Annotated in this window: 10 protein-coding genes; 4 read left to right on the top strand and 6 right to left on the bottom strand. The window is 70.4% G+C overall.

The window, feature by feature from the left end; genetic code table 11:
• The first annotated feature begins 8 nt into the window (after positions 1-8).
• Entirely contained in the window at positions 9-4,778 is a 4,770-nt protein-coding gene (locus I4Q55_RS22520) for an AAA family ATPase (protein WP_206790318.1), read from the top strand.
• Between the two features lie 9 nt (positions 4,779-4,787).
• Here I4Q55_RS22520 and I4Q55_RS22525 read toward each other — a convergent pair whose 3' ends face one another.
• Genes I4Q55_RS22525 through I4Q55_RS22540 form a run of 4 tightly spaced genes read right to left on the bottom strand, consistent with a single transcriptional unit; the run spans position 4,788 to position 12,032 of the window.
• A complete protein-coding gene (locus I4Q55_RS22525) occupies positions 4,788-7,658 on the bottom strand; it encodes a PKD domain-containing protein (RefSeq protein ID WP_206790319.1) in 2,871 nt (956 codons plus the stop codon).
• Positions 7,655-9,892 (bottom strand): transglutaminase domain-containing protein, encoded by a 2,238-nt coding sequence (locus I4Q55_RS22530; RefSeq protein WP_206790320.1) that lies wholly within the window; start codon positions 9,890-9,892, stop codon positions 7,655-7,657. The genes I4Q55_RS22525 and I4Q55_RS22530 overlap by 4 nt, the downstream gene beginning before the upstream one ends.
• Positions 9,868-11,025: a DUF58 domain-containing protein gene (locus tag I4Q55_RS22535; RefSeq protein ID WP_206790321.1), complete on the bottom strand. Its 1,158-nt coding sequence runs from the start codon at positions 11,023-11,025 to the stop codon at positions 9,868-9,870. The genes I4Q55_RS22530 and I4Q55_RS22535 overlap by 25 nt, the downstream gene beginning before the upstream one ends.
• Positions 11,022-12,032: a MoxR family ATPase gene (locus tag I4Q55_RS22540; protein ID WP_242546520.1), complete on the bottom strand. Its 1,011-nt coding sequence runs from the start codon at positions 12,030-12,032 to the stop codon at positions 11,022-11,024. Before I4Q55_RS22540 ends, I4Q55_RS22535 begins: the two co-directional genes overlap by 4 nt.
• Positions 12,033-12,222: 190 nt before the next feature.
• On the opposite strand from I4Q55_RS22540, the gene I4Q55_RS22545 reads away from it, so the two are divergent.
• The 3 genes from I4Q55_RS22545 to I4Q55_RS49305 are packed head-to-tail and all read left to right on the top strand — an operon-like array spanning position 12,223 to position 13,259.
• Positions 12,223-12,723 (top strand): helix-turn-helix domain-containing protein, encoded by a 501-nt coding sequence (locus I4Q55_RS22545; RefSeq protein WP_206790322.1) that lies wholly within the window; start codon positions 12,223-12,225, stop codon positions 12,721-12,723.
• Between the two features lie 2 nt (positions 12,724-12,725).
• Positions 12,726-12,923, top strand: coding sequence for a pyridoxamine 5'-phosphate oxidase family protein (locus I4Q55_RS49300; RefSeq protein WP_242546521.1), 198 nt, complete (start codon positions 12,726-12,728; stop codon positions 12,921-12,923).
• A gap of 33 nt (positions 12,924-12,956) precedes the next feature.
• Positions 12,957-13,259: a hypothetical protein gene (locus I4Q55_RS49305; RefSeq protein ID WP_242546522.1), complete on the top strand. Its 303-nt coding sequence runs from the start codon at positions 12,957-12,959 to the stop codon at positions 13,257-13,259.
• Between the two features lie 26 nt (positions 13,260-13,285).
• Here the strand turns inward: I4Q55_RS49305 and I4Q55_RS22555 are convergent, their stop codons facing one another.
• The gene (locus I4Q55_RS22555) at positions 13,286-13,696 is read right to left on the bottom strand and encodes a hypothetical protein (protein ID WP_206790323.1); all 411 of its coding nucleotides are present in this window, start codon (positions 13,694-13,696) and stop codon (positions 13,286-13,288) included.
• A gap of 713 nt (positions 13,697-14,409) precedes the next feature.
• Entirely contained in the window at positions 14,410-15,192 is a 783-nt protein-coding gene (locus I4Q55_RS22560; RefSeq protein WP_307793281.1) for an FHA domain-containing protein, read from the bottom strand.
• Positions 15,193-15,282: the final 90 nt, after the last annotated feature.

Raw genomic sequence — 15,282 nt, forward strand, 5'->3', positions numbered from 1 at the left:
TGGTGTTCGTGGGAGATCATGTGGGCGGGGTCTTCATCAACTACCGCACCGGAGACGGCGAGTTCGCGGCCACACTCATCACCAGGGTGCTCTCCTCGCGGTTCGGGACGGAACACGTGTTCCTGGCCAGCAGGTCGATTCGTCCCGGCGAAGACTTCGCCAAGAAGATCCTGGAACGCCTGGCACAGTCCGACGTCCTGCTGGCCATCATCGGATCACGCTGGCAGTTCGTCACCGAACGGCAACGCCGTCGTGAGCTCGAGGCACCCGACGACTGGGTCCACCGTGAGATCGCCGAGGCGTTCCGCCACGGCCTGCGGGTCATTCCGGTGTTCCTCGACCACGCGATCGCCCTGACCGAAGCCGAGCTCCCCGCCGACATCGCCCCGCTCGCGCGCTGCCAGTTCCTGCGGCTGAGTCACCGGAACGACGCACGGGACCTCGCCAGGCTGGTGGAAGAGCTCGCCGACCTGGTTCCCGATCTCCTCTTCGACCGGGTCTTCATCACTTTCCCGGAGCCGAGCCGGAACCTGGAACCCACCGCGTGGTTGCGCCCCGAGTACCGGATCGCGCCCTTCACCGGCCGCCGCAGCGAGCTCGCCGAGCTGACCGGGTGGCTCGGCACCCCGAAACCCGTGTCCGCACAGCTGATCACCGGACCGGCCGGGCAGGGTAAGACGCGCCTCGCCCAGGAGCTGTGCCAGGACATGGCCGGCTACGGCTGGGTCGCCGGGCTGGTCCACGACAACGCCGCCATCGCCGACCTGACCAACCTCGGCAAGATCGGCAGTCCGCTGCTGGTGGTCGTCGACAACGCCGAGGCCCGGTTCGAGGAGATCCACGCACTGGCCGCCGCGCTGATGGAGCGTGCCACCACCGCACCGCCGGCACGGTTGCTGCTGCTCAGCCGGGAGACCGGGGAATGGCTGAGCCGGTTGCGCACCCACACCAACGACCGCGTCAGCAGTCTGTTCCGTGCTCTCGACGAGCTCGTGCTCGGCCCGCTGGCCCCCACCGTGACCGAACGGCGCGCCGAGTTCCTCCGCGCGTCGGCCGCCTACGCGGACTATCTCGACCTGCCCGCCACCGCGCTCACACCGCCGGCCGACCTGGCGCACCACCGCTACTCGTCCACCCGGAGCATCCACGCCACCGCGCTCATCACGCTGCTCGACGAACACGGCGGGCGCACGGAATCCCTGCCGGCACCGGACCCGGAACTACACCGCACAGCACGACCCGAATGTCCTTACCGCGGGCTGCGACCTTTTCGGGAAAAGGACGCCAAGTTCTTCTGGGGCCGCGATCCGCAGATCCGCCAGCTCGAAACACTGCTCGAACAACACACCATGGTCATGGTCACCGGGGCGTCGGGCAGCGGGAAGTCGTCACTCGTGCGCGCCGGCCTCCTCCCGGCACTGCGCGAACAGGACATCGCGGTGACCGTGCTCCGGCCGACCGCCGACACCGAGCCGTTCGAACTCCTGACCAACGCCGTGGCACCGATCGTGAGGGACGACCTCACGAACAGGGACATCCCGCTGCTCGCGGACTCGATCGTCGAATCGGTGGGGCACTGGGTGCTGGTCGTCGACCAGTTCGAGGAACTCGACGCGGCGGCCCCCGAGGCCGCGCGGGGCATGCTCGACCTCGTGGCCGACCTGCTGCGCGCGGCCCCACCCCGACCGGCGGGGACACCCGCACTGCGGGCGGTGTTCACCGGTCTCTCCGCTGACGTCGTCTCGATGCCGCACACCGTCCCGCTGCCCAGGATGGGGCCGGCCGAGCTTCGCGCGGCCGTCGTGGGACCCACGAACCTGGTGTCCTTCGAACCGGGTCTGGCCGACCGGATCATCGCGGACGCCACGGACGCCCCCGCTCAGCTCCCGCTGGTGGAGCTCACGTTGACGCGGCTGTGGGAGTCCGCGCAAGGCGGAACGCTGACCCACCGCGCCTACGACGACCAGGGCGGTGTGGCTGGGGCCCTGGCCTCCTACGCACAGGAGTTCCACGCCCGGCAGCTGCTGCCGGACGAACAGAAGATCGCCGAGCGGCTCCTGGTGCAGCTGGCCAAACCGGCGGAGCACGGCACCTTCACCCTCACCCCCGTCCGGCTCGACCAGCTCGACGCCGAGTCACGGGAAATGGCCAGGACACTCGCGAAACACCACCTGGTGGTGCTCCGGCACGACCCCGACGAGCCGGAAGTCGTCTCACTGGCACACGAAGCCCTCGTCCAGCAATGGCGGCAACTCCACGAGTGGCTTGTCGCGGCACAGGATTTCCGGTCCTGGCAGGAACAGCTCAGGACCGCGCTGCGGCAGTGGCGGCAGTCCGGCCGGGATCCCAGCGCACTGCTGCGTGGCGTCCCCCTGACCACAGCCGAAGACTGGCTGGCCCAGTACCCTCCCGGCCTCACGGGCGAGGAACGGGACTACATCGTCGCCAGCCGTGTCCGCCGGCGCCGGAGTGTGCTCGGCTGGCGGGTGGTCACGGCTCTGATCAGCGTGCTCGCGTTGACGGCGGCCGCGTTCGCCGTGGTCGCCGTCAGCCGCAACCGGCAGCTCGAAGACCAGCTGCGCCGTGCGGCCGCGATTTCCCTCGGGCAGGACGCGCAGCGCCGCGTGGACACCGAGCCGCTGACCGCGCTGCAGTTCGCACAGGCGGCCTGGCGCCACGACCCGGCCAGGCCGGAGGCCTATGCGGCGCTGCTGCGACAGTACGTCGGGTACGCGGCGGTCGACGAGATCCGGCCGGGGTTCTGGTCCGGCACCGTCAAGGTGGCCGCCAGCACCGAGGACGGCCGGGTGACCGCCATCGCCGAGGAGGACGGGAAGGTCACTGTGTGGACCGGCCTGTTCGGCCCGGCGCCGCTACGCTGGTTCGTGGCCACCATCCCCCAACAGCGGGGATTGCTGCTGAGTGCGGACGGCCGGTGGCTCGCCGTCGCGAGCGAACGCAACGGGGTCACGCTCTGGGACATCGACCAGCACACCGGCCCGCTCCCGTTGCGCCCCGACGAAACCGACGTCCTCGTGAAATACTCGATACGCAGCGCGCGGTTCTCCCCGGACGGGAAGGTCTTCGTCGTCACGCTGCAGCCCAACAGCCACCTGGACAGCCCGGAGGCCGCCAACCTCGTCGAGGTGTGGGACGTGCCGTTGCGCCGGCAGATTGCCGGCCACGTCAGCCCGGAACCCTCGGTAACGACCGGCTACGTGCGGCGAGTCGAGCCGGACGGCAAGCGTGCGTGGTTCGAGGAGGACCGCGCCGGCCGAACTCGGCACTCCGTCCTGCGTGATCTGGCGACTGGCGCCGTCCTCGGCGAGACCGCCGCCGGGTTCGTCACACCGGACGGCCTGTTCGTCGGCTGCCAGGACGGCACGCCCCACCACCTCACGGTCCTCGACCGCGCCACCGGGGAGCCGGAACTCACCGCGCCCGTGTTCGACTGCCCCGAGCCGGACACCGGCTGGCTCACCGATCTCAGCGGCAGGTACGCGCTGACCGGCAGCCGGTCCGCCGAGGACTCCTTGCGGCGGCTCACCCTCGCCGATCTGCACACCGGCCAGTCTTTCCTGCTGGACGTCCCGCCGGACCCCCCACAGCACCAGGTGAACACTCTGGCCGGCCACCGCACGCAACCGATACTCGTGCTCCCCAACGCATCCGGATCGGGTCCACCGACGGTCTTCGTCCTCGCGAAGGGAACACTGCTGCGCACTGCGGCACCGACCCCGGTCGACGACGCCACCTTGGCGGCCTTCTCGCAGGAACTCGCCGCCACCGCACTCAGCCCGGATGGCCGGGTGCTGGTGGCACTGACCAACGAGAAACCGGACTTCGGGATCTACGCGGTGGACACGAACACACGGCGGCGCATCGCGGGCACCGCCGCCGGCACGCTGCGGCTGGGGACGAATCCGAAGATCGCCTTCAGCCTTGACGGGAAGACGCTGCTCGCGACCGGCAACTCGGGAGAGCTGACGGTGCTGCTGGCCTCCGACCTGAGCGTGGTACGCACGATCCACCTCGGAAAACCCCAGCTTCGCGACGCGAGCACCTCCATCGTCCCCCTGCCCGGCGACAAGGTGGCGGTGCTGCACGACCGCGGTCTCACGACATGGCGAATCAGCACCGGCGAGCAGCTCGCGGGGGAGATCCCCGCATCTTACGGCTTCTTCATCGAGGATGACCCCAGTGGCGAACGGCGTCCCACGGCGGTTCGCTGGCCTGTCCGTCCCGAACAGGTGCTGGTCTCCACGACCGCCGACGTCGAGCTGTGGGACCTGAACAGCAGCTCGGCCGTCCGGCAGTTCCAAGGCGGCTCGGGAACCGGGGCGCCGGCCATCCTCGCCGACCCGGCAAGATCGCGGGTCGCGGTGCACTACCAGGCTTCCGGCCGGCTCGAGTTCTGGCACCCGGAGCGGGCGGACATCCGTGACCAGCCCATGCCGGTACCCGGCGACCAGTCAGCGGTGGCCTTCACGGGTGACGGCAAACTGCTCACCGCATCGAGCGGCGATCTGCACGTCTGGGACGACGGCGTGCGCAGCCAGATCGCGACCCTCCGGGCACCAGGGGCGCCGACGAAGTGGTTGATACACGACAACACGCTGGTGGCACCGTCCCGGCAGGGGCTGCTGACCATGGACATGGACCCGCGGCACTGGATGGAGCACCTCTGCCGCATCAACAACCGTGGGTACACGTCGCAGGAAAGCGACCTCCTGCCCACCGGAGCCGATCCCACGGCGCCGTGTTCGGCCACTCCGTGATGGCACAGGTCAGCCGGGAAGGCAGACGACACCACGGCAACCGAGAGGATCGCCCGACGTCCTGTTGCCTCCTTCGTCCACCACGAGTCCGGGCTCGGCGTTGATGCCGTACCTGGCATTGTTCCTGGTGTGGTTTCCGGCCACCTTGATGATGCTGCCGGGACCGGCGCTTTCGACACGAATACCATCCAGCCCCGTCCACTCGTCACCACCGGTTCCGTTGCCCTCGAACACGTTGCCGGAAATGTCAAGCGGACCTACCGGAACATCGTCGCCGATAGCTCGCACCAGTACACCGTTTCCCTGCTTCCGCACAAAACTGTTTCCTGACACGACCCCTTTCCCCGAAAACACATGTATTCCACTCGACCCTCCTCCGGTGAACACGTTTTCGACAATAGTGAAAGAATTCCACAATGCAAGCGATTCGTCCTGACTTATGGTATTGCCCGATAAATAGGTGTTCGTCGCACTTGCGTCAAAGAGAAGGTTTATCTTGCTGTCCCGCACCGTGACGGTCGTACAGTAAGGACCGAGGTAGGCGACGCTTACGTCGTCGCTTCCGACGATACTCACTGATGAGCTGGTCCGCTCGGGGTCATCGTTGGGGCAGCCAACGGAATACACGTGAATGGAACCACCCTCCACGACGCACGTACTGTCGTGCCGGCAGCGTGCCACGCCTCTCCCCGTGTCCCCCGAGATGATCGACCTCGTCATGACGACGGACGAGTTGTGACTGAAGTCGAACGGATGGAACGCCGACACGGCAACGCTGCGCAGTCTCACCTCACTCGCCCGCTCACCCACGATCGCCCACGGGCCGGTACCGGCCATACTGGCCGACACCGCGACGTTCTCGACGGTCACGGCCCCCACATCGGTCATGGCGATACCCGTCGGATACCGGCTGATCGAGCCGTTGCGCACGGTGATGTTCCTGATCGCCCTCCCCGTTCCGATCACGATCCCCTTCGCGTCCTCCGTGGGCCGGTCCGTGGAGATGGTGTGACCACCCAGGTCGAGGACGACGTTGCCGGCGGCGATCGTGAGGCCGGCTCCGGGACAGACAAGGTCCTGCGTCACGATGGAGTCGGCGGTGACGGTGTCCCCGCACCTCACCTCGTGCAGTCCGGGCGACACGGTGAACCGCCTGGTCCGCCGGTCCGACGCGGCGCCGGCGCTCACGGTGAGGGTCACGGTGTACTCCCCCGGCGCGGTGAACGTGTACCCGAACCGCGGCGCGCTCGACGTGGTCTCGGTACCCCGGTCACCGGTCACCGTCCACTCCGTACGCCGTGGCGGGCCACCGGTCAGGTCCGCACCGAACGACACCCGCCGGCCGGCCCGAGGCGCCTCCGGCTCCACGCTGATCCGGGCGATGCGGGGCGGGGCGCTCGGATCCTCGACCACAACCCGGACGGTCGCGGTGGTGACCTGCCCCTGACGCAGCCGTGCCGTGACGCTTACCTGATAGCTTCCAGGCCGGTTCCACCGGTACCGCACCTTGCTGCCCGTGGCCCCGGAGCCGTCGCCGAAAGTCCACCGGGCGCCGGCGATGCCGGAGCCACCGGTGGCGAGGGCGGCGAATTCGAACTCCTCACCGACCACTCCGCGATCCCGTGGGCTGACCGAAATGGACACCGAGCTCGCCGGCCGGGGGCCGGGACGGGTGTCACCGGCGACTTCCCCGGGCGACGTGTCACCGTCCGGCCCGGAGACGGCCTCGGTGGGTGCTTCCCCCGGCAGGTGCTGTCCGGACCGGTACTTGACGATGGGTCGTACCCCGCCTTCGGGGTCGATGACGCCGGCCTGCTCGCTGCCGGGGTCGTTGTAGAAGATCACGCCGTCGCGGGTCAGCAGGTCGAACCGCACCGGACGGTCGAACAGCCGCGGTCGCGCGACCACTCGCGACGTCGTGAGGTCGATGATCGAGACCTCGCCGGTCGAGTAGTCCGGTACCGCGGCCCGGTTTCCGACCTCGACCGCCTGCCCCAGCGTCGAAGGGCCGTCGCCCAGCGAGACGGGTTTCGCGCACGAGCCGGAGTCGAAGGCACAGCTCAGGAACAGTCCCCTCGAACTCACCGAGATCAGCAGCCTGTGCTGCTCAGCGGATCCGGTCACCGCAACGGTGTCGCCTGCCCGCAGGTCCACCGCGACGGCCTGCTCGACCGCATCGGTCTCCGGATCGAGCAGTGCCATCGTGCGACGTCCGGGGTCCAGCAGTACCGGCCGGCCGGCCACGATGGCGAGCCGGCTCTCGCCGGGTGTGGCCGCGTGGGCTCGCGAGTGCCGGCTTTCGCCGTCGAACCAGACCAGGTCACCGGTGTGTTCGTCCAGTACCCAGAAACGTCCTTCGGCGTCGATGACGGCCCCGTCCTGTGCGGCCTTGACGCCGAGCGGATACGGTTTTCCCTGGCTCTCCATCGTTTTCGGATCTGCTTTGGCGAGCAGGCCGCGCTGCGTGTCGAGCGCGTAGAACGCGTGCGGCGTCGGGAACACGGCGAGCTGATCACCGCTCTGCGCCACCGGTGACGTCGAACGGGAAGGCTCCAGAGTCGCACCGTCGACCCGGACGACCGACCCCCGGGCGCGGTTGAGGGCATACCCGGTCGCCCCCTCCTGGGCGGCGTACAGCGCAGTCCCCGGCTGGTCGACCTGGACCCCGGCTGCCACTTCGGCCGAAGCTCCGTCCAGCAGGGTCAGCTGCCCCACCTCGTTGGACGCCACCCAGGCCACCCCGGCGTGCAGCCGCACACCCGGTAGGACGTCGTGCGGGTCGTCCCGGCCGACGACGATCCCGGCCACCATCGTGCCGGCCACGACGATCCCCGTCGCCACTCGCGGCCACCGCGAAGCGGTGCTGAACGGAGACTTCATGTGATCACCTTGTTTCCCCGGTCACCTCGACGACTCCCCCTGCCCTCGCGCCCACCGGCGATGAGCGGCCGGGGATCGACACCGGCTCTGAGCCTGCGCCACGAGAGACGCGCCGGGTACAGCCGGCGTCGCAGTTCCGACTCCAGCTGCCATGCCTGTTCGACAGCGTGGTCGTCCGGCTCCCCCGGTGCGTAGACAGCTGCCGTGACCAGTGGCGCCAGCCGCACCAACGGGTCAGCGGCCGCACCCAGCACCCGAGTGGCGCGGTCCGCCACCTCCTCGGCCGTCAGCGACGCCGGCATCGGAATGCCGCGTTCGGTCAGCCGGTCGACGGCCTCCTGCCAGGCACCCGCCACCCGCGCCGCGTTGCCGGGCGCGTGGCGGTGCCGCCGGCGCCGGCGTGCCTTCATCGCCAGGATCCACGTCACCACGAGCACGGCCACCACCATCGCCACACCGGTCACGAGCGCCGCGTAACCCAGCACACCATGCCGGTCACTTCCCGGTCGGACGGGTGTGTTCTGCCGGTCCGCCGCGGGAAGCGGCGTCACCGCCGGCGGGTCCGGCAGTTTCTCCGCGGCTGCCGGGTCGTCCGGCGGCTCACTCGAACCGGCCGGCGTGCCGGTGGGTTCGAACGCCACCCAGCCGTAGCCGTCGAAGCGCACCTCCGCCCACGCGTGGGCGTCGCGGGTGGTCACGGTGTGGGTGCCGGTCGAGCTGTCGCCGAGCCGGTAGCCGACGACGACCCTGGCCGGGAAACCCGCGGCGCGGGCGAGTACCGCGAACGCGGAGGCGTGTTGCTCCGCATAGCCTTCGCCGCTTCCGGTCAGGAGCCGGGTCAGCGCGGCATAGGAATGTCCTGGTTGCGCGTCCAGTTGGTACGGCAGGCCACGCAGGTGCTCCTCGATCGCCACCAGCTTGCCGTACGGCGTGGTCTCGGTCGCCGTGAGCTGCCGGGCCAACGCCTCCAGCACCGGCGGCAGGCCGCCGGGCAGAGCCGTGTACTCCGGGGCGGCACTCGGCGACGCCCGCAGGAGGCCGTCATCTCGCTCGGCGACCTCCCCCACGAGGTCGTAGCCGAGCCCGTGCAGTGCCGGCACAGTGCTGACGAGAACGCCGGAAGCAGTGCTGAAGCCGATCGGATTCCCGGCGTCGTTGGCGATGTCGAGCCGGGCCGGCCGGCCGGCCACGGGCAGGAACGGCCCGTCGAGATCCTTGACCTCGAACCGCGCGGACACCGTCCGCGACCTGGTCAGCGCCGGGTCCGTGGCAAGGTGGTGGCCGGCGACCAGGAAGCGGTCCGCCGAGGTCCACGACACGCCGTCGAACTCGTCGAGGGCAGCGACGCTGATCCGGTCGACCCGGGTGCCGCCGGCGATCCGGACGGTGAACAGGCTGCGGGGTGGTTCCGCACGCAACTGCCCCTTGAGCCCTGCCAGCGGGGTGAGCATGTCGGTGACCCGCACGGGCGGCGGCAGCAGCGCACGGAGCTCGAAGCGGTGCGCACCGGAGGCCAGCGGCAGGTACAGCCCGCCGAGCACACCCGACAGGACCACCACCACGACGACCGGCGCACCGAACGCGAGCCTGCCGGCTGTCACCCGGCTCGGTTCGCCGCCCGTCCGGCCGGCGCGCAGCAACACCAGTGCCAGTGCGGCCCCCAGGAACAGCGCGGTCGCGGAGACCTGGACACCGGGTTGCCTGCCGACGAACAGCAGTGCGGTGGCGAACGCCAGCAGAGCAGGCAACACCGGCGCGAACGCCATCCGGGTGCGCAGGACGAGCGTGCTCGCCGTGAACGCCGTCGCCCAGGTGATCAGAACCGGCGTGATCAGCAGGTCGCCACTCGGGTCGGCCGGTGGCGCCACGGCCAGCATCCGCGTCCAGCCGCCGAGCACACCCCGCGCGATCTCCGCCGCGGTCTGCCGGGTCGGCAGGCCGTGTTCGATGGTGCTGCGGAAAACGCCGTAGCCGGCCAGGAGGACGAAGCCGCCGATCGCCACCAGCAGAGTGGAGTGCGTCCGCCAGCGCCGCACCCCGGCCACCGCGGCGGCCGCGGTCCCGGTCAGCACCGCGGCACACACCGGTGGCAGGTATTCCGTACCGGCGAAGAACCGGCCGTACAGCAGGCCACCCGCCGCTGTCGCCGCCGCACACAGGAGGACCTCGGTGAGCCGGTACGGCGCCACCGATTTCGGCTTCTCCCGGCTCACAGCGGGAACAGCCGGTTCCATCTGACCGCGAACTCCGTGCTGGTGCGTGCGTCGACGGTGAAGACGCCGGCCACGGCGGACGGCGAACTCGGCTCCGTTCGTCCGATCCGGACGAGCGTGACGGTGGGAAAGTCCCGGCGCATCGCGGCGAGGATCGCCGGCTGCCCCGGGTCGGCGCGTCCGGTGACGATCGTGAGAGCGGCACACTCTCCGGTGGCGACCGCGTCGCGGACGAGGTCGGTGAGCGCCGGCAGGCCACGATCCTCGGTGGACCGCTGTGCACCGGCCAGGAGATCCAGCGCGGAGGTCACCTCGCTGTCCCCGGATCCGTCCCCCTCGGCCGGGTTCGCCGTGATGCGGCAGGCGAGGGGGAAGTTCGACCGGCCCGCCGCCACACACACCGACGCGGCCACCTGCACCGCCTCCTCGAACGACTCGTTGTCGTAGGGCTTCGCGCTGGTGTCGAGGATGATCAGCTGGCGTGGCTCGTCCGGGACGGCGTTGTGCCGGACCATGAGCGTGCCGTTCCGCGCCGTGGACTTCCAGTGGATACGCCGCCAGTCGTCGCCGGGCTGGTAGCCGCGCAGGCCGTGGAAGGCGACGCCACCCTGCGGCGAACCGGCGGACGTCGCTCCTTCCACCTCACGAGGCCCACTGACGGGCACCGGGGCGATGCGGTGCACCCTTGGGTGCACGTACAGCACCGACTCACCGCTCCCGGCGCGTTCGACCTGGAACAACCGCAAGGGATCGGTGTGGCCGAGCGTCAGCGCGGGGATGACGTACCGGCCACGACGACCGGTCGGCAGCGGGTACACCGTTTCGAACTCGTCCCCCGCGGCCAGGCTCGGCAGCGGCACGGTGACACGGCGGCCGGCGACGGTCTCGACCACCAGCGAAGGAGGACTGCGTCGCCTCCCTGTGTTCGCCACGGTCATCACCCCGTAGGCGGAAGTCCCCACCTGTACCCGGCTCGGGCTGACCTCCCGCACCGCGGCCAGCCTCGGCCGCGTGAGCATCCACACCCCCGCCACCACCAGCGCCGCGACGCCGGCCAGACCCAGCATGACCAGCTCGGGGTAGTCGGCCCGCATCCCGGCGAGCAGCAGCACCACGGCAGCCCCGGCGACCACGGCGCCCGCCCGGGTGATCACGAGCGCGCCCGCTGTTCCGGCTCACGGGGAACCGGGACGCCGTGGAGGATTTCCGTGACGATCGCCTCGGCTGTCCGCTTCTGGAACCTGGCCTCCGAGGTCAGCAGCAGCCGGTGGGCCAGCACCGGCACGGCAACGGCCTTCACGTCGTCGGCCGTGACGAACGCCCGCCCCATCGACCCCGCGTAGGACTGGGCCGCGTTGGCCAGTGCGATGCTGCCCCTGGGGCTGACGCCGAGGCGTACGTCGGGATGTTTTCGGGTCGCCCGGGTGATCGTGGCGACGTAGGCTTGCAGCTTCGCGGAAACGTGGAGCTGACGCAGGTCGCTGATCATCGCGCGCAGCTGGTCCAGCTCGATCACCGGCTTCAGCTCCTCCGGGCTGCGCCTGGCGACCCCGTCCGCGATGATCGCCACCTCGTCGCCCAGCTCCTCCGGGTAGCCGATGGTGACCCGCATCAGGAACCGGTCGAGCTGAGCCTCCGGCAACGCGTAAGTACCCTGGTGCTCAACGGGATTCTGGGTCGCGATGCAGAGGAACGGGTGCGGCACCGCGTGCGCCACACCATCCACCGTCACCTGGTGCTCAGCCATCACCTCCAGCAACGCCGACTGCGTCTTCGGTGAGGCCCGGTTGATTTCGTCGCCGAGCAGGATGTTGGCGAACACCGGCCCCTGCCGGAACTCGAAGGTCCCCCTCGCCTGGTCGTAGACCTGCACACCGGTCACATCGGTCGGCAACAGGTCGGGGGTGAACTGGATCCGCCGCACCTCCGCACCGGCGATGGACCTCGCGATCGCCTTGGCCAGCGACGTCTTGGCCACCCCCGGCACGTCCTCGATCAGCAAATGTCCCTCGGCGAGCAAACACACCAGAGCGAGGCGAACGACGTCCGGCTTACCCCGGATGAATTCCTCGATGTTTCCGGCCAGAGCGTGCAGGCGCCGTTGAAATGTCGCTGGTTCGGGCACTTGCATCGCTCCAGACCTTCGCTGTTGCTGCTGCATGGTGCACACGGCCTCGCGCCGAGATTTTCACCTTATATGATAATCAGTTTCCGCCTTCACTTCGCCGGATCACCAGGCGTCGCCCGTCGTCCACCACCGAAGGCAAGGGCGACGGCCGGCTCCCGGTTTGGTACCCGCCGGTCCGGGGTACTACTGCTCTCGTAACGCAACCAGTTTCGAGGTGAAAGCGGTGAAGGAAGCCCGGTCGCGGTGTCCGATCAACCTGTCGCTGGAGATCTTCGGCGACCGGTGGACGCTGCTCGTCCTGCGTGACGTCGTCTTCGGCGGGGCGCGGCACTTCCGGGAGTTGCTCGGCGGTGCGGAACGGATCTCGTCGAACGTGCTGGCCGACCGGCTGGCCGTGCTCGTCGAGCACGGGCTGCTCACCCGGGCCGGGGACACGTCGCACAAGCAGAAGGTCATCTACAGCCTGACCGAACGCGCGATCGACCTCGTCCCGGTACTCGTGCAGCTCAGCGCCTGGGGAGTGCGGCACCTGCCCGTGGCCGACGCCTACGCGGCCCGCGCGGAGGTGCTGACCGCCGGCGGTCCCCCGCTGTGGGAAGCCTTCATGGACGAACTGCGCGAAACTCACCTCGGCACCCGCCGCGGACAGGCGCCGGACGGACCGACCGTCGCCGAGCGCCTCGATGCCGCCTACGCGGCCTCCGTGGCCGACCGAACGGAGTGACGATGGAAACCCGGCTCGACGAACGGTTCAGCGATCCCGGCACCCAGGCCACCGGCTGGGCCGAAACCACACGGGCGCTGGAAGAGGCCCAGATCAGCTGGCTCACGACCGTCCGCGCCGACGGCCGGCCGCACGTGACGCCGCTGGTCGCGGTGTGGCTGGACGGGGCGGTCCACTTCAGCACCGGCGCCACCGAGTAGAAGTACCGCAACCTCACGGCGAACCCGAACGTCGTGCTGACCACGGGCCGCAACGCCTGGGACGACGCCCTCGACGTGGTCGTCGAGGGCGTGGCCCGCCGCGTCACGGACCGCCCGACGCTCGAGCAGCTCGCCGCGGCGTGGTCGCGGAAGTGGGACGGCAGCTGGGTTTACGAGGCGACCGACAACGGATTCCGGCAAGGCGACCACGACGACGTCGCGGTCTTCGCCGTCGAACCGGCGAAGGTCCTGGTCTTCGGCCGGCAGCGGACGAACCCCTCGGAGACGTCGATGCTGTCCACTGTGGAGTTCACCCACACCAGCCACCGGTTCTGACGGGCCGACCGCGGCCCCGCTGACGATCAGTGGGTCTTGTGCGCCACGACACGGCGGGATATTTCCGCCGGGCCGAACATTTTCGCGAACGGTATGGCGCTGCAGTCCCGGCACAGCGTCGCGCACGCCACGCGCAACCCCAGCGGGACGCCGATCGCGCAGTCCTCGACAACGGCGCGCAGGCTTCCGGTGCGGGACGAGCAGTTCTCGCACCTGTCCCCGGTCAGGCAGGGACTGGGTACCGGGTCCCGGCCTGCCTGTGATTCGCGCCGGCGGATGTCGATCGCCCGGCGGCGCTCCAGCTCGCCGTCCAGTGCGGCCAGCGCCGGGGGCAGTGCTCGCAGGTACGTGGCGCGCGGCGCCTGGAACACCCGGCGCCACCACGGTGCGAGGAGGCCGAAGGCCACCCGGCGGCCCTCCAGGAACGCTTTCAGCAAGCGGGGGTCGTGGCCGGTTCTCAGTAGGTGCACCGCGCTGGTCAGGCTTCGGCACAGCTCCGGGAGCGCGGCGGGGTCGCGGGACCCCGGCAGCGGATGGACCACCGTCTTCCCCGCCGGTTGCGCCTCGGCGGCAGGAGGCCGCTTCCGCTTTTTCGGCGGAGTGCGGTGCCGTGGCTTCCGCTTCGTGGACCGCTGCATGCCTGCTTTCTAGTTCACCGGCGCGGGGACCGGTCCCAGCCCGGGCCCGCTCCGGCTGCCCGACGCGGTCGTACAGCGCGGCCGCGCCGGCCGCGTCACCCCCGGCCTCGCAGGCCTCGGCGAGGGCGGCCGCCGGGGCGGGTTCTGCCGCCGCCTCCTCGACCCGGCTCCACGCCCGGTGGACGTCCCGCCGGGCGCCGCCACCGCGCACGAGGTCGCCGAAGTGCCGGCGCGTCACGCCGAGGAGCGTGGCACGCAGGTCGGCCGGCACCGTCCGGTTCCGGGCGTCCCCGCCGTGGTCGAGGACCTGCTGCAGCTGCCGGGCGGCCTCGGCGAAGTCCTCCCTCTCGATCAGCTCGTGGACGCCGGCCACCAGCCGGTCCACGAGCTCGTCGTACCGCTCGTCCTGGCCGGGTGGGGCCAGCCGCAAGGCGGTGCGGTAGGCGCGGGTCGCCCGGTCGGCCGGCGGCCGCCGCCGAGCAGGTCGCGAACCGTGGCCGCCGTCGTCCCGGCTACAGCGGTGGATCGGGGAGCTCGAGCCATTCCAGGTCCATCGGCACCAGCGTCGTGGACAGCACCAGCTCGCGAAGGAGGTTCACGGTCAGGGTCAGCCCCACCGGCTCCCCCACCTCCTCCCGGCGCAGCCCATGTACCCCGGCGTCGGAAAGCCGTTGCCGGACCCGGGAAACGAGGTGCTCGACGCGCTTGGCCGTCCAGTTCTCGCGCGGCCGCCGTTCGGCGAGCTCGGCGGCCGCCTGCTGCCGGGAGAGCGGCAGCGGCTGGGGGTCGTAGCCGAGGTAACGCTGCCCGAGCACCGCCAGCACGAGGTGCTCCTCCGCCGACAGCCGCCAGCGTTTCGGCGGTGCTGTCGGGTGCGTGGGGCGGCGCGTGACGAGATCGGTGTCGCCGTCGGAGACGAGCAGCTCCAGCACGTGCTCCCGGGTGCCGCGCAGGAACAGCGCGGTGTAGCCGGCGGCCAGCGGCAGCGGTTCGGCGTCACGGTGCAGCAGGACGCTGTCGGACAGCCGGATCGGCGAGCGACCGGTGTTGCTCAGCCACCAGCGGTCCCGCTCGCGCACGAGCTGCCCGTGGAGCCGGCTGATCCGCAGGTCTTCCTCGCCGACGCAGACGTCCACCTCCAGCCGGTTGCGCCCGAAGGTCACCCGGCTGCCGGGCGACGGCGGTACCGCCACGCCGCCGGTGACGGTGAGCGCGCTCAACGTGCCCGGTACGACGCCGGCGACGCCGTGGCGAAGACTGTGCTGGCGGTGCGGGTCCAGGCGTCCGGTGGTCACCACGGCCTCCGCTCGCCGGCACGTCGGATCCGCGGCCCCGGTCCGGCGGCCCCCTCGGCCGTCGGACCGGCCGTGGCGAGGTGCACCACG

It is taken from the genome of Amycolatopsis sp. MtRt-6, from assembly GCF_017308975.1.
GTDB lineage: Bacteria > Actinomycetota > Actinomycetes > Mycobacteriales > Pseudonocardiaceae > Amycolatopsis.